Source organism: Asticcacaulis sp. W401b (assembly GCF_046503825.1).
Classification (GTDB): Bacteria; Pseudomonadota; Alphaproteobacteria; order Caulobacterales; family Caulobacteraceae; genus Asticcacaulis.
In genome coordinates, this window is sequence record NZ_JBKFEE010000004.1 from 256,114 (window position 1) to 273,416 (window position 17,303).

Annotated in this window: 16 protein-coding genes; all 16 read right to left on the reverse strand. The window is 60.8% G+C overall.

Annotated features, from left to right (window positions below):
• Positions 1-192: 192 nt before the first annotated feature.
• The 16 genes from ACK8OE_RS11015 to ACK8OE_RS11090 all read right to left on the reverse strand — a co-directional run bounded on the left by ACK8OE_RS11015 (position 193) and on the right by ACK8OE_RS11090 (position 17,295).
• Positions 193-1,860, reverse strand: coding sequence for a ribonuclease J (locus ACK8OE_RS11015; protein WP_410272559.1), 1,668 nt, complete (start codon positions 1,858-1,860; stop codon positions 193-195).
• Positions 1,853-2,641 (reverse strand): type III pantothenate kinase, encoded by a 789-nt coding sequence (locus ACK8OE_RS11020; protein ID WP_410272686.1) that lies wholly within the window; start codon positions 2,639-2,641, stop codon positions 1,853-1,855. Before ACK8OE_RS11020 ends, ACK8OE_RS11015 begins: the two co-directional genes overlap by 8 nt.
• Positions 2,638-3,366 carry a biotin--[acetyl-CoA-carboxylase] ligase gene (locus ACK8OE_RS11025; RefSeq protein ID WP_410272560.1) on the reverse strand — a complete coding sequence of 243 codons (729 nt, stop codon included), beginning with the start codon at positions 3,364-3,366 and terminating at the stop codon, positions 2,638-2,640. The genes ACK8OE_RS11020 and ACK8OE_RS11025 overlap by 4 nt, the downstream gene beginning before the upstream one ends.
• Before the next feature lie 65 nt (positions 3,367-3,431).
• Positions 3,432-4,865, reverse strand: coding sequence for an NADH-quinone oxidoreductase subunit NuoN (nuoN, locus tag ACK8OE_RS11030; protein ID WP_272742628.1), 1,434 nt, complete (start codon positions 4,863-4,865; stop codon positions 3,432-3,434).
• Positions 4,866-4,876: 11 nt separating this feature from the next.
• Positions 4,877-6,379, reverse strand: coding sequence for an NADH-quinone oxidoreductase subunit M (locus ACK8OE_RS11035; RefSeq protein ID WP_126423708.1), 1,503 nt, complete (start codon positions 6,377-6,379; stop codon positions 4,877-4,879).
• Positions 6,380-6,395: 16 nt separating this feature from the next.
• Positions 6,396-8,468 carry an NADH-quinone oxidoreductase subunit L gene (nuoL, locus tag ACK8OE_RS11040; RefSeq protein ID WP_410272561.1) on the reverse strand — a complete coding sequence of 691 codons (2,073 nt, stop codon included), beginning with the start codon at positions 8,466-8,468 and terminating at the stop codon, positions 6,396-6,398.
• Positions 8,469-8,476: 8 nt separating this feature from the next.
• Positions 8,477-8,785 (reverse strand): NADH-quinone oxidoreductase subunit NuoK, encoded by a 309-nt coding sequence (gene nuoK / locus ACK8OE_RS11045; RefSeq protein ID WP_013480276.1) that lies wholly within the window; start codon positions 8,783-8,785, stop codon positions 8,477-8,479.
• Complete coding sequence (locus ACK8OE_RS11050; protein WP_126423706.1) at positions 8,782-9,390, reverse strand: NADH-quinone oxidoreductase subunit J; 609 nt, start codon at positions 9,388-9,390, stop codon at positions 8,782-8,784. The genes nuoK and ACK8OE_RS11050 overlap by 4 nt, the downstream gene beginning before the upstream one ends.
• A 115-nt stretch (positions 9,391-9,505) precedes the next feature.
• Positions 9,506-9,997 (reverse strand): NADH-quinone oxidoreductase subunit NuoI, encoded by a 492-nt coding sequence (nuoI, locus tag ACK8OE_RS11055; RefSeq protein ID WP_013480274.1) that lies wholly within the window; start codon positions 9,995-9,997, stop codon positions 9,506-9,508.
• The gene (gene nuoH, locus ACK8OE_RS11060; RefSeq protein WP_126423705.1) at positions 9,994-11,079 is read right to left on the reverse strand and encodes an NADH-quinone oxidoreductase subunit NuoH; all 1,086 of its coding nucleotides are present in this window, start codon (positions 11,077-11,079) and stop codon (positions 9,994-9,996) included. The genes nuoI and nuoH overlap by 4 nt, the downstream gene beginning before the upstream one ends.
• 6 nt (positions 11,080-11,085) lie before the next feature.
• Complete coding sequence (gene nuoG, locus ACK8OE_RS11065) at positions 11,086-13,149, reverse strand: NADH-quinone oxidoreductase subunit NuoG (RefSeq protein ID WP_410272562.1); 2,064 nt, start codon at positions 13,147-13,149, stop codon at positions 11,086-11,088.
• A 38-nt stretch (positions 13,150-13,187) separates the two neighbouring features.
• Entirely contained in the window at positions 13,188-13,628 is a 441-nt protein-coding gene (locus tag ACK8OE_RS11070; RefSeq protein ID WP_126423703.1) for an NINE protein, read from the reverse strand.
• A 9-nt stretch (positions 13,629-13,637) separates the two neighbouring features.
• Entirely contained in the window at positions 13,638-14,951 is a 1,314-nt protein-coding gene (nuoF, locus tag ACK8OE_RS11075) for an NADH-quinone oxidoreductase subunit NuoF (protein WP_126423702.1), read from the reverse strand.
• 2 nt (positions 14,952-14,953) lie between these two features.
• Complete coding sequence (gene nuoE, locus ACK8OE_RS11080) at positions 14,954-15,619, reverse strand: NADH-quinone oxidoreductase subunit NuoE (protein WP_410272563.1); 666 nt, start codon at positions 15,617-15,619, stop codon at positions 14,954-14,956.
• Positions 15,620-15,667: 48 nt separating this feature from the next.
• A complete protein-coding gene (locus ACK8OE_RS11085) occupies positions 15,668-16,036 on the reverse strand; it encodes a hypothetical protein (RefSeq protein ID WP_290794987.1) in 369 nt (122 codons plus the stop codon).
• A complete protein-coding gene (locus ACK8OE_RS11090; RefSeq protein ID WP_410272564.1) occupies positions 16,036-17,295 on the reverse strand; it encodes an NADH-quinone oxidoreductase subunit D in 1,260 nt (419 codons plus the stop codon). Before ACK8OE_RS11090 ends, ACK8OE_RS11085 begins: the two co-directional genes overlap by 1 nt.
• Positions 17,296-17,303 lie beyond the last annotated feature (8 nt).

The following is a 17,303-nucleotide window of genomic DNA, read 5'->3' on the forward strand; positions in this document are numbered from 1 at the left end:
GATAAACGCCGGTGTTTTGGAGATTAAGAACCACAGATTTCACAGATTGGCGCTTCGCGCCCTCATGCATCTTTGATCTCTATCGTTGCCGATCGGACTCGAAAATCTGTGTAATCTGTGAAATCTGTGGTTCAAACCCTTTATATGGGTAAAAGGGGTGCAGGGGCCTGTGGCCCCTGCGTTTTTAAACCCTTACAGCCTCAGAATAATCGTCTCTACGATCGGTCTGCGGCCCCAGGTATTCTGAGCCGCCTTCTTGAGGACGCGCGCCACGGCGGTTTCGACGGTCTGATCGTCGTCGCGTTCCTCGCGCGAAAGCTTCTGCACAGCCTTTTCGGCGATGTCGCACAGCTTTTCGAGCTGATCCGAGATGCTGTCCTCGTCCTCAAAAGCCAGCCCCAGACCCCGCACCTCGACATAGGAGGCCAGTTGGTTTTTGCTGTTGAGGGCGAAGGAGACGAACAGCATGCCGTTATGGGCGGCGTGGCGGCGTTCGCGCAGGGCTTCGGAGGCTTCGGGGACCAGCATCCCACCATCGACAAACAGGCGGCCAGACGGCACTTCGTCGATGATTTCGGGCTTGCCGGGGGCGAGGCGCACCATGTCGCCATTGCGCAGGACGACCTGTTCCGGGATGCCGATTTCGGCGGCCAGAGCGGCGTGCTTTTGCAGGTGGCGGCGTTCACCATGCGTCGGAATGGCGATTTTCGGGCGCGCCCAGGCGTACATCTGCTTCAGTTCATCACGGCAGGGGTGGCCGGAGACGTGGATGCCGGGGTGATCCTTTTCGGTATGGATTTCCACACCGAGGTCCGACAGACGGTTTTGCAGGCTGCGGATAGCGATTTCGTTGCCCGGAATGACGCGGGACGAGAAGACGCAGGAGTCCCCGGCCCCCAGACGCACCAGCGGGTGACTGCCGTCGGCAATGCGCGACAGGGCGGCGCGCGGTTCGCCCTGAGAGCCTGTGCACAAATAAAGGACGTCGGTGTCCTTCATCTTGGCGGCTTCGGCTTCAGAGACGAACTCCTGCACGCCCTTCATCAGGCCCACGAATTTCGCGGCAGCCGCCATGCGGTGCATGGAGCGCCCGACGAGGCAGACCGAGCGCCCACAGGCTTCGGCAGCGCGAATGACGCTGTCCATGCGGGCGACGTTCGAGGCGAAACAGGCCACGGCGACGCGACCTTTCAGTGTACGGATCACCGCCTCAAGCGCCACCTTCACATCGGCTTCGGAGCCTGCCTGCCCGTCCACAAACACATTGGTTGAGTCACACACCATGGCCAGCACGCCCTCGTCCCCCAGGGCGACAATGCGGCTGATGTCGGTGGGTTTGCCGGTGATGGGGTCCGGGTCGATCTTCCAGTCGCCGGTGTGCAGCACAGTCCCCAGCGGCGTTTTGATGGACAGGCCGTTGGGCTCCGGGATCGAGTGGGTGATGGTGATATAGTCGATTTCAAACGGGCCCAGATGCACCTTGCCACCCAGCGGCACCTCGGTCAGGTCGAAGTCTTCGACCCCCGCCTCGCGCAGCTTTTCACGGATGAGGAAGGCCGTGAAGGGCGTAGCATAGAGCGGCGCCTTGATGCGATCCCACAGCCAGCCGAGCGCCCCGATATGGTCTTCGTGGGCGTGGGTCAGGATGACACCCAGAATCTCCTCGCCTTCGAGGAATTTGGGGTCGGGCACGATGACTTCGATGCCGGGCGTGGTCAGGTCGCCAAAGGTCACACCCACATCGACCAGAATCCATTTCCGGTCATGCTCCGGCCCGAAGCCGTAAGCATTGAGGTTCATACCGATTTCGTTTGAGCCGCCCAGCGGCAGAAACACCAGTTCGTCTTTGTTTTTACTCATTTTTCTTTTGATTAGAGAGGGTACGCTGATAGATTTCGAGCAGACCCCGCAGCGTAAGATCGGGATCGAAATGATGGATGCGGTCGGTCGCGCCTTCGAACAGCGACGCCACGCCGCCGGTCGCCACGACCGTCATGGGGTGTCCGTATTCGGCCTGAATCTTGTCGGTCAGATATTCGATCAGGCCCATATAGCCCCAGAATATGCCCGATTGCATGGCGCTGACCGTGTCCTTGCCGATATAGTGCGCGGGGCGCTCGATCGCAATGCGCGGCAGCTTGGCCGCCGCCGAATGCAGGGCCTGAACCGACAGGTTGATGCCCGGCGCAATCGCCGTACCTTCCAGCGCGCCGTCGGCGGCCACCACATCGAAGGTGGTGGCGGTGCCTGAGTCAATGACGATCAGTGGTCCGCCGTATTTGATCCACGCACCCACCGTATTGACCAGACGGTCCGCCCCGGCTTCTGACGGCTTGTCGATACGGACTTCGATGCCAAGGTGCGTATTGTCACCAACAACGTAAGGCGTCTTGTGGAAATAGCGCTGGGCCAGCTTGCGCAGGTTGAACAGGGACTGCGGCACGACCGAGGAGATGATGCAGTCTTCGATCTGATTGAAGTCGAGACCGTTCATCTGAAGGAGTTGATAGAGCCAGACGGCGTATTCGTCGGCAGTCCGCGTCGATTCGGTGGCCGTGCGCCATTGGGCGCGCCAGCCTTCACCATCGTGCACGGCGAACAATGTATTGGTATTGCCCTGTTCGATGGCGAGCAGCATCAGGCCTCCGGATACGAAACGGACCCGCTGGCGATCACGTGGATCGTGCCGACCGGGTCTCTGACGCGCAGCGCGCCATAGTCATCAAGGCCAAGAATCGTTCCCGTCCGGGCCTGAGGGTGTTGCTCTATCAGACAGAGGCGGTCGCGGCCATAGGCCTGATCCCACCACTGCGCGGCTGTGGCTTCAAAGCCATGCGCAAGCCAGTCGTCCAGACGCCGCGTCAGGGTCGCATCGAGGGCGTCTAGGATGCTTTCGACGGTTTGCGGTTGCGCCGTCAATTCATTGAGCGCCGCCGTGCCATAGCTCAGCCCCTTCGGCGCTTCGGCGATATTGATGCCGATGCCGATGACCACACCCAAACCCGCCGCAAGGGTTTCGCTCTGGGCCAGTATGCCGCACAGCTTATGCCCTTCGTACAGAACGTCATTCGGCCATTTGATTTTCAGCGGGTCAGGCACGCTAAGCAGGGGGCGGATCGCGTCGGTCACGGCGAGTGCCGCCACAAAGGACAGTTGCGTCACGCGGCGCATCTCGACCGGCAGCACCCCGTACCACGAGGCCATCAGATTGCCCGACGGCCCGTCCCACTGACGCCCCATACGCCCCTGTCCGGCGGTTTGCCGCTCTGCTCGGATCCAGCGCGGGCCGCAATCTCCCGCCCGCAGCCGCTTCAGGGCTTCAGTCTGGGTAGATGTCAGGGTTTCAAACAGATCAACAGGTGTCATATGAAAAAAAGATGCAGGGGTTACAAACCCCTGCACCCCATAAATCAGGCTACGTCAACAGTGCGTTAGTTCAGGCCGAAGCTCTTGACCGCCGTTTCCGCCAGCGGATAGAGGCCGGACAGGGCGAAGGCCGCGATCGGGAAGGCAAAGGCGGCGGCCGCATAGGCGATCCACTTGGCCTCGAACGGCGCCTTGTCCAGCTCGCCCTTATCCCCATCGAACCACATCACCTTGATGATGCGCAGGTAATAGAAGGCGGCGATGACCGAAGCCACCAGACCGGCCACGGCGAAGCCCCAGTAACCGGCTTCAAGGGCGGCACCGAAGACGAAGAACTTGCCCCAGAAGCCGGAGAAGGGCGGCATCCCCAGCACCGACAGGGCCAGCACCGTGATGGCGATGGTCAGCTTCATATCGACCTTGGACAGACCCGACAGGTCGTCGATCTTGCTGACGGCAATGCCCTTGCGCGACAGGGCGATCTGCGCCGAGAACAGGCCCAGCGTATCGACCATGTACAGGACCGAGAACAGCAGCAGCGCCATGACGCCCTTATCCGTACCGGCCGCCAGGGCCAGCATGGCATAGCCCATATTAGCAATCGACGAATAGGCCAGCAGGCGCTTGAAGTCCTTTTGCATCAGGCCGCCGAGGCCACCGATCAGGAAGGACAGGGTGGCGATGGCCAGCAGCACCTGCGCCCACTGATCATGCAGACCGGCAAAGGCGTCGTTGAGCACGCGCGCCAGCAGCACCAGAGCCGCAAACTTCGGAGCGCCGGCGAACAGGGCCACGACCGGGGTCGGCGCACCTTCATAGACGTCGGGAGTCCACATATGGAACGGCGCAGCGGAGACCTTGAAGGCCAGACCGGCAATCACGAAGACCAAACCGAAGATCAGGCCGACCTGCATATTGGCCTGAGCCGAGGCCGCGATGGCGTCGAAATTCATCGAACCCGCAAAACCATAGACCAGCGAGATGCCGTAGAGCAGCAGACCAGAAGACAGCGACCCCAGCACGAAGTACTTCAGGCCGGCTTCCGAACCCTTGGCATCGTCGCGGCGGAAGGCCGCCATGACATAGGCCGCCAGCGAATTCAGCTCGAGGCCGATATAGAGGGCAATCAGGTCGCCCGCCGACACCATCATGCTCATGCCGATGGCCGACAGGGTGACGAGGATCGGGAATTCGAAGCGGTTATTGTTCTGACGCTCGAAATAGCCGCGCGCCAGCACCACGACCAGAGCCGAGGCGATGTAGATGAAGGTCTTGGCGAAATTGGCCACGCCGTCAGCGATAAAGGACCCGTTGAAGACCTTGCCATGACCGTTAAAGGCCGCGGCAAAGGCCGCCGCGATCAGGGCCGCACCGCACAGCGCGGCGACAGAGCCTGCCGCCTTGTCACCGCGCAGCGCACCGTAAACGAGGATGCCGAGTACGGAAACCGCCAGTATCAGTTCCGGAAGGGCCAGATGAAGAGCCGATGTCAAATCCATAAGGGGCGCTCCTATCCGCCGATAACAGCGCGGTACGTCGCCACAACGGCGTCCACGCTGGCGGTGGTAAAGTCAAATACAAAGGCCGGATAGATACCCAGCAGCAGCGTCCCCGCGATCAGGGGCGCAAAGATGATTTTTTCGCGCAAGCTCAGGTCCGGATGGCCCTTGAGCTGTTCGTTGGTCACCTCACCGTACATGACGCGCTTGAACAGGGTCAGGGCGTACATGGCCGACAGGATGACACCCGTGGCGGCAACCAGCGCGGCCCAGGTCGAAGCCTGATAGAGGCCGGTCATGGTCAGGATTTCCCCGACAAAGCCCGACGTGCCCGGCAGGCCGACATTGGCCATGGTGAACAGCAGGAAGACGAAGGCGAAGTGCGGCATCAGCTTGGTCAAACCGCCGTAGAAGGCGATTTCGCGCGTATGCCAGCGGTCATAGACCACACCGACGCAGAGGAACAGCGCACCGGAGATAAAGCCGTGCGAGATCATCTGATAGACCGCGCCCTGCACGCCCGCCTGATTACCGGCGAAAATCCCCATGGTCACAAAGCCCATGTGAGCGACCGACGAATAGGCGATGAGCTTCTTGATATCCGTCTGACGGAACGCGATCAGCGAGGTGACGACGATGGCGATCACCGACAGGGTCAGAACGAAGGGCGTAAACAGTTCCGAAGCGTGCGGGAACATCGGCAGGTTGAAGCGGATGAACCCGTAGCCGCCGAGCTTCAGCAGGATACCGGCCAGCATGACCGAACCCGCCGTCGGGGCCTGCACGTGGGCGTCGGGCAGCCAGGTATGCACCGGCCACATCGGCATCTTCACCGCGAACGAGGCGAAGAAGGCGAACCACAGCCACGGCTGCGCCGCTTGCGAGAAGGCGTAGGTCGAAAGGGTCGGGATGTCCGACGTGCCCGCGACGCTGACCATGTACAGCATGGCCGCCAGCATCAGAACGGACCCCAGCAGGGTATAGAGGAAGAACTTGTAGGCCGCGTAGATACGGTCCTTGCCGCCCCAGATACCGATGATCAGGAACATCGGGACCAGACCGCCTTCGAAGAAGACGTAGAAAAGGAACAGGTCGAGCGCGGTGAACACGCCGATGACCAGCGTTTCCAGCACAAGGAAGGCGATCATATATTCGACAAGGCGCGTCTTGACCGAGTCCCACGAGGCGAGGATGCACAGCGGCATCAGCAGCGCCGTCAGGGCCACGAACAGCACCGAAATGCCATCGACGCCCATGTGGTAGCTCAGGAAGCTGAACCACTGCACCTTTTCCACGAACTGATAGTCGGTGGTGGTGCGGTCGAAGCCCGCCAGCAGGACGACCGTCAGCGCCAAGGTCGCCAGCGTCGTCCACAGGGCGATCCACTTGGCATTGCGCTCGATGACGCTGGCGTCATCCTTGCGCGAGACCCATTTGACGCCAAGGATGGCCAACGCCCCTACCAGTGGCAGGAAGGTAATAAGGCTGAGAAGATTGGGGATTACCGGTGACATACTTAAAAGCTCTCCCCTATCGCGCCATACCGAAGACAACCCAGGTCAGAAGACCCGCGATGCCGAGGAACATGACGAAGGCGTAGTGATAGACATAGCCCGTTTGGGTCTTGACCAGACGCTGCGCCGATTTCAACGCCGTCCAGGCGGCACCGTTCGGGCCCAGCCCGTCGATGATTTTCACATCGAGCACCTTCCAGAACAGGTCGCCGAGCGCCTTGGCCCCCTTCACGAAGGTCGCCTGATACAGCTCATCGAAGAACCACTTGTTGTACAGGAAGGTGTACAGCGGCCCCTTGCGCGCGGCCATGGCCTTGGGCAGGGCGGGCTTCAGCAGGTAGAAGTACACAGCCAGAGCTGTACCGATCAGGGTGACCACCAGCGGTGCCCACTTGACCCAGGCTTCTTCGATATGGTGCGCCTCATGCAGGACGTGGTTGTGCGGTCCGTGCTGGATGGCGTGGCCCCAGAAGGCGTGAGCGTGATCGCCGATAAAGTACGGCGCGAAAACGAAACCGGCGGCCACCGCACCGATCGAAAGGACGATCAGCGGGATCAGCATGACGATCGGGCTTTCGTGCGGTGTATGCGCGTGGCCGTGGTGATCGTCATGACCATGAGCGTGGGCGTGATCATCGTGCGCGTGAGCGACAGCAGCGTGCGCGTGGTCGTCATGGCCGTGCGCGTGATGATCGTCGTGCGCCGCTTCCCAGTGCGTCTTGCCGTGGAAGGTCATGAAGGCCAGACGCCAGCTATAGAAGGCCGTCAGAAGGGCCGCCAGAATACCGATCACGAAGGCGAACATGCCCTGCGGCGTATTATGGGCCACCCACGCGGTTTCGATGATCATGTCCTTCGAGAAGAAGCCCGCAAAACCGATTTGCGTGTAGGGGATGCCAAGCCCTGTGATGGCGATGGTGCCGATGGTCATGGCCGCGTAGGTGACCGGCAGATACTTGGCCAAACCGCCCATGTGACGCATATCCTGTTCGTGGTGCATGCCGTGGATGACCGACCCGGCCCCGAGGAACAGCAGCGCCTTGAAGAAGGCGTGGGTAAACAGGTGGAACATGGCCGCCTCATAGGCCCCGACGCCCGCAGCGAAGAACATGTAGCCGAGCTGCGAACAGGTCGAGAAGGCGATGACGCGCTTGATGTCGTTCTGCGTGAAGCCGATGGAGGCGGCGAAGATGGCGGTGATAGCCCCGATATAGGTGACGATCATCTTGGCCACCGGCGCGTATTCAAACAGCGGCGACAGCAGGCAGACCATGTACACACCGGCGGTCACCATGGTGGCGGCGTGGATCAGGGCTGACACCGGCGTAGGGCCTTCCATGGCGTCCGGCAGCCAAGTGTGCAGGAAGAACTGCGCCGACTTACCCATGGCCCCGATGAACAGAAGGAAGGCGGCCAGATCGAGCGCCGAGAAGCTATGGCCGAGGAACATCCAAGTGGTGTTTTCCTTGGCGGCGATCAGCGGGAACAGTTCGTGGAAGTTGATGGTCCCGAACATCCAGTAGATGGTCATAATGCCCAGCGCGAAGCCGAAGTCACCGACGCGGTTGACGACGAAGGCCTTGATGGCCGCCGAAGACGCCGAGTCCTTCTGGAACCAGAAGCCGATCAGCAGGTAGGAGGCCAGACCAACCCCTTCCCAGCCGAAAAAGAGCTGCATGAAGTCGGCCGCCGTCACCAGCATCAGCATGGCGAAGGTAAACAGCGACAGGTAGGCAAAGAAGCGCGGACGGCTGGGGTCTTCGGCCATATAGCCCCAGCTGTAGAGGTGGACCAGCGAGGAGACCGAGGTCACCACGATCAGCATGGTGGCCGACAGGGCATCAATGCGGATCGACCACGCCGAGTGGAAGGTGCCGATATTGATGAAGTCGAGCAGCTTTACGGTAAAGGGCTCAAGACCACCCCAGGTGTGTTGCGAAAAGACATACCACGACAGAGCGCAGGACAGGAACAGCAGCCCGGTTGTCACCGCCTGAGAGGCGATGTCACCGATCTTGCGCCCGAACAGGCCCGCGACCAGAGCCCCCAGAAGCGGGGCCAGAACAAGGATCGTAACCAGATTTTGCATGACTTCCCTTAGCCCTTCATCATGCTGGCGTCATCGACTTCGATGTCACCGCGGTTACGGAAGAACGTCACAAGAATAGCCAGACCGACCGCCGCTTCCGCAGCCGCAACGGTGAGGACGAACATCGCCATGATCTGACCCTGCACATTATGCAGGTGCGTCGAGAAGGCGACGAAGTTGATATTGACCGCGAGCAGGATCAGTTCGATCGACATCAGGATGATGATGATGTTGCGGCGGTTCATGAAGATGCCGAACACCCCGATGGTGAACAGGATGGCCGAAACGATCAGATAGTGTTCAAGACCGATAGTCATTCCTTGATTCCTTCGCCGGTTTTGACCTTGACGATGGCCACGGCGTCCTTGCGGCGGCGCGTCACCTGGGTGTGGATGTCCTGACGCTTGACATAGGTGCGGTGCTGGAGCGTCAGCACGATGGCGCCGATCATGGCCACCAGAAGCACCAGGCCCGCCGCCTGGAAGACATAGACGTAATCTGTGTAGAGCACGCGACCGATGGCTTCGATATTGCTCATCTCTGCGCCATAGACCTGAGGCGATTGACCCGCCGCGGCGCCGCGCTGCGCCACCGCCGAGGAGATCATGATCAGCTCGATCAGCAGAAGAATACCGACCACCATGCCGATGGGGAGGTAGTTGGCGAAGCCCTGCCGCAGCTTGGTGAAGTCCACATCCAGCATCATGACGACGAAGAGGAAGAGGACCGCCACCGCGCCGACATAGACGACGACCAGCAGCATGGCGAGGAACTCCGCCCCCATCAGGACGAACAGGCCCGCCGCCGAAAAGAAGGCGAGGATCAGAAACAGCACCGAGTGCACCGGGTTGCGCGCGGTAATCACCAGCGCCCCCGATACGACGGTCACGGCCGCCAGAATGTAAAAGGCTATTGCCAGCATGATCGGGACCTCCGCCCCTTCTCTACTTTGCGGGTTCGGGATCGCTCCCTAGCCCCTCAGACTGTGATCCCGCAAGTCATATCCTTACGGAATCGGTGGATATTCACACGCTCGATCAGCGGTAAGGCGCGTCCAGTTCGAGGGCGCGTGCAATCTCGCGCTCCCAGCGGTCGCCATTGGCCAGCAGCTTCGACTTGTCGTAGTACAGTTCTTCGCGCGTATCGGTGGCGAATTCGAAGTTCGGGCCTTCGACGATGGCATCGACCGGACAGGCTTCCTGACACAGGCCACAATAGATGCACTTCACCATGTCGATGTCGTAGCGCGTCGTGCGGCGCGACCCGTCTTCGCGCGGTTCGGCCTCGATGGTGATGGCCTGGGCCGGGCAAATGGCTTCGCACAGCTTACAAGCGATGCAGCGTTCTTCGCCGTTGGGATAGCGACGCAGGGCGTGTTCACCGCGGAAACGCGGGCTGATCGGCCCCTTCTCGAACGGGTAGTTGATGGTCTTCTTCGGCTTGAACATATATTTCACGGCAAGGCCCGTGGCCCCGACGAAGTCAAGCAGCAGCGCGCCCTTGGCGGCTTGGACAAGACGGCCGATCATGCGAAATTACCTCCGAAAACCTGGTAGGCCGCGATGATAACGACGGCAACGAGAGACAGGGGCAGAAAGACCTTCCAGCCCAGACGCATCAGCTGATCGTAGCGGTAGCGCGGGACGATGGCCTTGGCGATGGCGAACATGATGAACCAGAACACCACCTTGACGATGAACCAGCCGAGGCTGATCAGGGTGTAGGCCAGAGTACCGGGGGCAATGATCGAATCCATCGGGATGGGCGATTGCCAGCCGCCAAAGAACAGGATGGTAATCATAGCGCACATCAGCACGATGTTGGCGTATTCACCGATCATGAACAGCAGGTACGGCGTCGAGGAATATTCGACCTGATAACCGGCGACCAGTTCGGATTCGGCTTCGGGCAGGTCGAACGGCGGACGGTTGGTTTCGGCCAGAGCCGAAATGTAGAACATAACCATCATGCCGAACATGACCGGCAGCTTGATGATACCGAGGCCCAGAAGCCCGCCGCCGCCGAGGAAGTTCCAGTTCCAGAAGCCCCCCGCCTGCTTGTTGACGATATCCGACAGGTTCATCGACCCGGCCAGCAGCACAACCGTGATGATGATGAAGCCCAGCGACACTTCGTAGGACACCATCTGCGCGGCGGAACGCAGGCCGCCGAGGAAGGGGTATTTCGAGTTGGACGCCCAGCCGCCCATGATAATGCCATAGACACCGAGCGACGAAATGGCGAACAGGTAAAGGATGCCGACATTGATGTTCGACACCACCCAGCCCGGCGCAAACGGAATGACCGCCCACGACATGAAGGCCAGAACGAAGGTCAGAAGCGGCGCGATCAGGAAGACCGGCTTATCAGCCCCGGCGGGGATGATCACTTCTTTCAGCACGAACTTGAAGAAGTCGGCGAAGGACTGCATCAGGCCGAAGGGACCGACGACGTTCGGTCCTTTGCGCATCTGCACGCCGGCCCACACCTTGCGGTCACCCCACAGCAGGAAGGCCAGAGAGACCATCACGCCGACGATAACGGCGAGAGCCTGCCCGATGGTGATGATCGTCCAGCCCCACGGACCGGCCCAGAAATTAGCGTCTGTCATATGCTCTTACTCCGCCGCCAGGCTCACCGGACCGGACCGGGTGGCCGAAATATCGGCCATGGCCACGGACGCCCGCGCGATGGGGTTGGTCAGGTAGAAGTCTTTGATAGTGCTGGCGAAGGTTTCGCCGGTGATCTCGCCCTTGGCCCCCAGTATCGCCACGTCGAACGCCTTGGGCGTCGGGCGCGCGTCGATGCGGCCAAAGGTCGGATGATCGGTGATCAGGGCGTGGCGCAGGTCCGACAGGCTGTCGTAAGGCAGGGTCTTGCCCAGCCTGGCCGACAGGGCGCGGAAGATGGCCCAGTCCTCTTTGGCCTCGCCCTTCGGGAAGACGGCGCGTTCGGAAATCTGCACGCGGCCTTCCATATTGACGTAGAGGCCCGACTTTTCGGTGTAGGCCGCACCCGGCAGGATGACGTCGGCCGCCGAGGCCCCGGCATCGCCATGCGAGCCGACATAGACCACGAACGACCCCTTGAGCTTGGCCGTGTCGATCTCGTCGGCACCCAGCAGCACCACGACGTCCAGCTTAGCGTTCAGGATACCTTGGGTGTCCAGCCCGCCCTCACCCGGCACGAAACCGAGGTCGAGACCGCCAACGCGCGCAGCGGCCTGATGCACGATGTTGAATCCGTTCCAGTCGTCGCGCACCACAGTGTAGGGCTTGAGAATTTCGCTGGCGATCAGGGCCAGCACGGCGGCGCCCTCTTCGCCCGACACCGCGCCGGAACCGATCAGGACCGCGGGCTTCTTCGCATCCTTCAAGAGATCGCGGAAAGCTGATTTCTTAAAGTCTTTCAGCGCCTTCGCGCCGGTTCCTAAGTGCGTGTAATCATAGGTCAGATCACAGGCTTCGCCGATCACGGCGACCTGCGTCTTGCCCTTCAGCCACGACTTGCGGATGCGCGCATTGATCAGCGGCGCTTCGAGGCGCGGATTGGTGCCGATAAGCAGGATAACATCGGCCTCTTCGATCCCGGCAATGCCGGAATTGAACAGCCAGGCTTCGCGCGGCGTGTTGGCGGAAACCGGACCGAAAGCTTCGCCCGCCTGACGGCAATCGAGGTTCTTCACGCCCAGCGAGGTGAACAGGTCCTTGGCCGCTTTCAGGCTTTCGGCGTCCTGAAGGTCGCCGGCGATCACGCCGATCTTGTCCGCAGACGTCGCTTGCAGCTTGCCCGCCACAACGTCCAGCGCCTCATCCCACGAGGCCGGGGTCAGGCTGCCGTTCTTGCGCACATAGGGACGGTCGAGACGCTGACGGCTCAAACCATCGACGGCGTAGCGCGACTTGTCCGACAGCCATTCCTCGTTGATGTCGTCCTTCAGGCGCGGCAGGGCGCGCAGGACGGTCGAACCGCGGTAGTCGATACGGATGTGCGCGCCAAGGGCGTCGTGCACGTCGATGGTTTCGACCTTTTGCAGTTCCCACGGACGATAGTTGAACGACCACGGCTTGTGCGTCAGGGCCCCGACCGGGCACAGGTCATTGAGATTACCCGACAGTTCCGACGACACGGCCTGTTCGAGATAGGAGGTGATTTCGGCGTTTTCCCCCCGCGAAATCATCCCCATTTCGGTGACACCGGCCACTTCGGTCGAGAAGCGGACGCAGCGCGTGCACTGGATGCAGCGCGTCATGAAGGTCTTGATCGTCGGCCCAAGGTACTTTTCTTCGACGGCGCGCTTGTTTTCCTGATAGCGCGAGCCATCGCGACCATAGCCCATGGCCTGATCCTGAAGATCGCATTCGCCGCCCTGATCGCAGATCGGGCAGTCGAGCGGGTGGTTGATGAGCAGGAACTCCATCACCCCTTCGCGCGCCTCCTTGACCATCGGCGTGTTGGTGAAGATTTCCTGACCGTCAGCTGCGGGCAGAGCACACGAAGCCTGCGGCTTCGGCGGTCCCGGCTTCACCTCGACGAGGCACATGCGGCAGTTGCCGGCGATCGACAGGCGCTCATGGTAGCAGAAACGGGGAATTTCCTCACCCGCCAGCTCCGCCACCTGAAGCACGGTCATGCCGGGTTCGAACTCGACCTCGACACCATTGACTTTAGCTATCGGCATCTGCCTCAAACCTCATACAAAAAAAGCATTCCAAACCGTCAGAACCAAGACTTGTCGCCAGCGACATAGTCTTCGTGGAACTGCTGTTCGGACTTGAACAGGTAGATGATCAGCTCGATGAACGAGATGAACGCCACCGCCAGACCCGGCAGGATCAGGAACCAGCCAATCGTGCCGCAAGCGAGCATGATGATGCCGGCATTGGTCTTGCCGAGATAGAATTTGTGGATGCCCCAGATCCCGAAGAAGAAGGTCAGGAGGGCCGCCACCCATTTGTTCTTGTCAGGGATGCCGGACTTGATGACATAGACGCTGACGGCGACGCCTTCAGAGCCCTCGAAATCCACCGCCATACCGGCCGCCACGGAGCGGGCACCGCCCATCAGATCGGCGCGCGAAAAGCTGTAGCGCTGACCGTCATCGCCACTGATCAGGCCCTGACCCGTGGCGTCGCTGAATGAGAGTACCTTGCCCCGCATGACCGTCCCCTACTCTGCCGCAATCGAATGCCCAGCGAAGTTGCCCTTCGACGAACGATATTGCGCGATACGATCTTCAATTTCGTGACGGAAGTGCCGGATCAGGCCCTGAATCGGCCAGGCCGCCGCGTCGCCCAGCGCACAGATGGTGTGGCCTTCGACCTGCTTGGTCACATCCAGCAGGATGTCGATTTCCTTGGGATCGGCGTCGCCCTTGGCCATGCGCTCCATCACGCGCCACATCCAGCCCGTGCCTTCGCGGCAGGGCGTGCACTGACCGCAGGATTCGTGCTTGTAGAAGTAGCTGAGACGCGCAATGGCCTTGATCAGGTCGGTCGATTTGTCCATCACGATCACCGCCGCCGTGCCGAGGCCAGAGCCCAGACCGCGCAGGGTGTCGAAATCCATCGGCATGTTTTCGCACTGTTCGGCCGGGATCATCGGCACAGACGAGCCGCCCGGAATGACGGCTTTCAGATTGCCCCAACCGCCCCGGATGCCGCCGCAGTGATCTTCGATCAACTGACGGAAGGGGATCGACATGGCCTCTTCGACATTGCAGGGCCGCTCAACGTGGCCCGAAATGCAGAACAGCTTGGTGCCGGTATTGTTTTGCGCGCCGAAACCGGCAAACCACGCCGCGCCACGACGCAGAATCGTGCCGACAACCGCAATGGATTCCACATTATTCACCGTCGTCGGGCAGCCATAGAGGCCGGCACCGGCCGGGAACGGCGGCTTCAGACGCGGCTGGCCCTTCTTGCCTTCCAGCGATTCCAGAAGCGCGGTTTCTTCGCCGCAGATATAGGCCCCGCCACCGTGGTGGACATAGATGTCGAAATCCCAGCCGTGGACGTTATTCTTGCCGACCAGCTTCGCCTCATAGGCCTGCTTGATCGCCGCTTCGAGACGCTCGCGCTCGAACACATACTCACCACGAATATAGATATAGCAGGCGTGCGCCTGCATGGCGAAAGACGCGATCAGGCAGCCTTCGATCAGCAGGTGCGGATCGTGGCGCATGATTTCGCGGTCTTTACAGGTGCCCGGTTCCGACTCGTCGGCATTGACGACCAGATAGTGCGGACGATCCTTAACCTCCTTCGGCATGAAGGACCACTTCAGACCGGTCGAGAAGCCCGCGCCGCCGCGCCCACGCAGACCCGAATTCTTCACATTGGTGATGATCCAGTCGCGCCCGTAGGACAGGATGTCCCTAGTCGCGTTCCAGCAGCCGCGTTGCTTTGCCCCCTCAAGGCCCCAGTCATGGAAGCCATAGAGGTTGGTAAAGATGCGGTCCTTGTCTTCGAGAATACCCACCATGATTACGCCTTGACCTCCGCTTCCGGAGCATTGGGGATTTTGAGCGGTTTGGCCGCCGAACCGTCATAGAGCGACGGGTCTTTCAGCGTGATTGCGCCGCCCAGCGGTTCGGACGTGAAGCGGCCATTGTACGGACCGGTCTTCGGCGTCTTACCCGCCGCGAAATCGTCGATGATCTGGGCCAGATTGTCCGGCGTCAGGTCTTCGTAGAAATAGTCGTTGATCTGCGCCATCGGGGCGTTGGTGCAGGCACCGAGGCATTCGACCTCCTGCCAGTAGAACTTGCCATCGGCCGACAGCTTGTCCTTCGGGCCGATCTTGTCCTTGCACACCTTCATCAGGGCCTCAGAGCCGCGCAACTGGCACGGCGTCGTGCCGCACACCTGAATCAGCGCCGCCGAGCCCACCGGCTCCAGCATGAACATGGTGTAGAAGGTGGCCACTTCGTACACGCGGATGCGCGCCATGCCGAGCATTTCGGCGACGACGGCGATGGCGGGTTCCGACACCCATCCCTCCTGCTTCTGGATCAGCCACAGGATGGGGATGACCGCCGACTGACGGCGGTTTTCGGGATACTTGGCAATCCACCAGTTAGCCTTTTCAAGCGTTTCCGGCTTGAACGCAAAGCTATCCGGCTGAACGGCGGCGAGACGGCGAACGGACATCTCAGGCCTCTCTCATCTGGGATACGGTAGGATTATAGGCGGGAAGGCTCATTGTTTATAAGCCTCCCAGCGATCATTGCGGGCCTTCATCATGCGCGTGCTGGCCGCCTTGACCAGCGGGATGCGCCGCGCGACCATCATCGACACGACGGCGACAGCGATGGAGGCAAACACCATGGGGGATTGGCCATACTGCGGATTGGCGTCGATATAGATGCGGACGCCGAAGATGATCAGCAGCATGGGCGCGTAGGAAATGACGGTTTCCAGCACCAGATCCTGCAAATAGCCCTTCATGCCGCCGGGGTGATAGCCCCACGCAGCCTTGGCCAGCCACAGACGCAGACCCAGCGCCACGGCCAGGAACACGAGGACGAGCAGGAAGGTTTGCCAGGTTTGGAGTTGAAAGCCCTGCATCAGCGGTCCACTTCCCCGAACACGATGTCAAGCGAGCCCAGGATGGCCGACACATCGGCCAGCAGGTGGCCACGGTTCATCCAGTCCATCGCCTGAAGGTGGGCAAAGCCCGGTGCGCGGATCTTGCAGCGATACGGCTTGTTGGAGCCGTCCGACACCAGATAGACGCCAAACTCACCCTTGGGGGCTTCGACGGCGGCATAGACTTCGCCCGGCGGGGTCTTGAAGCCTTCGGTGTACAGCTTGAAGTGATGGATCAGGGCTTCCATCGAATTCTTCATTTCGGCGCGGCGCGGCGGCGTGATCTTGTGATCGGTAGCCAGCACTTCACCGCCGGTTACGCGAAGTTTTTCAACGCACTGCTCCATGATCTTCACGGCCTGACGCATCTCTTCGACGCGGCAGAGGTAACGATCCCAGCAGTCGCCGTTCTTGCCGATGACGATGTCGAAATCGAGTTCGTCATAGCATTCATAGGGCTGCGACTTGCGCAGGTCCCACTCGATGCCCGAACCGCGGACCATGACGCCGGTAAAGCCCCAGTCATAGGCTTCCTGCTTGCTGACCACGCCGATATCGACATTGCGCTGCTTGAAGATGCGGTTTTCCGTGACCAGAGATTCGATATCGGCCAGGGCGCGCGGGAACGCCTTGCACCATTGCTCGATATCGTCGATCAGTTCCGGCGTCAGGTCCTGATGGACACCGCCCGGTCGGAAGTAGTTGGCGTGCAGGCGCGCTCCGCAGGCGCGCTCATAGAACACCATCAGCTTCTCACGCTCCTCAAAGCCCCACAGCGGCGGCGTCAGAGCGCCAACGTCCATGGCCTGAGTCGTGATGTTCAGAAGGTGCGACAGGATACGGCCGATTTCCGAGAACAGCACGCGAATCAGTTGCGCGCGCTTGGGCACTTCAAGGCCCAGAAGGCGCTCGATCGCCAGACAGAAGGCGTGCTCCTGATTCATCGGCGCCACGTAGTCGAGGCGGTCGAAATAGGGCGTGTTCTGCAGATAGGTGCGATATTCCATCAGCTTTTCGGTGCCGCGGTGCAGCAGGCCGATATGCGGATCGACGCGCTCGACGATTTCCCCGTCAAGGTCGAGCACCAGACGCAGAACGCCGTGGGCCGCCGGGTGTTGCGGGCCGAAATTGATGGTGAACTTACGGTCGTCGAAACTGGCGCGTGCCTCGACCTCTTCGAAGGCCCCGGTGCGGGGATCGACAAAGGAGGACAGCGGGGTTTTGATGTCTTCAGCCATGATAACCC

What these genes read in the sequence shown, in the direction of transcription:
- ACK8OE_RS11015 (WP_410272559.1), bottom strand. Translation starts at nt 1,860, where the DNA reads ATGAGTAAAAACAAAGACGAACTGGTGTTTCTGCCGCTGGGCGGCTCA.
- ACK8OE_RS11025 (WP_410272560.1), bottom strand. Translation starts at nt 3,366, where the DNA reads ATGACACCTGTTGATCTGTTTGAAACCCTGACATCTACCCAGACTGAA.
- nuoN (WP_272742628.1), bottom strand. Translation starts at nt 4,865, where the DNA reads ATGGATTTGACATCGGCTCTTCATCTGGCCCTTCCGGAACTGATACTG.
- ACK8OE_RS11035 (WP_126423708.1), bottom strand. Translation starts at nt 6,379, where the DNA reads ATGTCACCGGTAATCCCCAATCTTCTCAGCCTTATTACCTTCCTGCCA.
- nuoL (WP_410272561.1), bottom strand. Translation starts at nt 8,468, where the DNA reads ATGCAAAATCTGGTTACGATCCTTGTTCTGGCCCCGCTTCTGGGGGCT.
- nuoK (WP_013480276.1), bottom strand. Translation starts at nt 8,785, where the DNA reads ATGACTATCGGTCTTGAACACTATCTGATCGTTTCGGCCATCCTGTTC.
- ACK8OE_RS11050 (WP_126423706.1), bottom strand. Translation starts at nt 9,390, where the DNA reads ATGCTGGCAATAGCCTTTTACATTCTGGCGGCCGTGACCGTCGTATCG.
- nuoI (WP_013480274.1), bottom strand. Translation starts at nt 9,997, where the DNA reads ATGATCGGCCGTCTTGTCCAAGCCGCCAAGGGCGCGCTGCTGCTTGAC.
- nuoH (WP_126423705.1), bottom strand. Translation starts at nt 11,079, where the DNA reads ATGACAGACGCTAATTTCTGGGCCGGTCCGTGGGGCTGGACGATCATC.
- nuoG (WP_410272562.1), bottom strand. Translation starts at nt 13,149, where the DNA reads ATGCCGATAGCTAAAGTCAATGGTGTCGAGGTCGAGTTCGAACCCGGC.
- ACK8OE_RS11070 (WP_126423703.1), bottom strand. Translation starts at nt 13,628, where the DNA reads ATGCGGGGCAAGGTACTCTCATTCAGCGACGCCACGGGTCAGGGCCTG.
- nuoF (WP_126423702.1), bottom strand. Translation starts at nt 14,951, where the DNA reads ATGGTGGGTATTCTCGAAGACAAGGACCGCATCTTTACCAACCTCTAT.
- nuoE (WP_410272563.1), bottom strand. Translation starts at nt 15,619, where the DNA reads ATGTCCGTTCGCCGTCTCGCCGCCGTTCAGCCGGATAGCTTTGCGTTC.
- ACK8OE_RS11085 (WP_290794987.1), bottom strand. Translation starts at nt 16,036, where the DNA reads ATGCAGGGCTTTCAACTCCAAACCTGGCAAACCTTCCTGCTCGTCCTC.
- ACK8OE_RS11090 (WP_410272564.1), bottom strand. Translation starts at nt 17,295, where the DNA reads ATGGCTGAAGACATCAAAACCCCGCTGTCCTCCTTTGTCGATCCCCGC.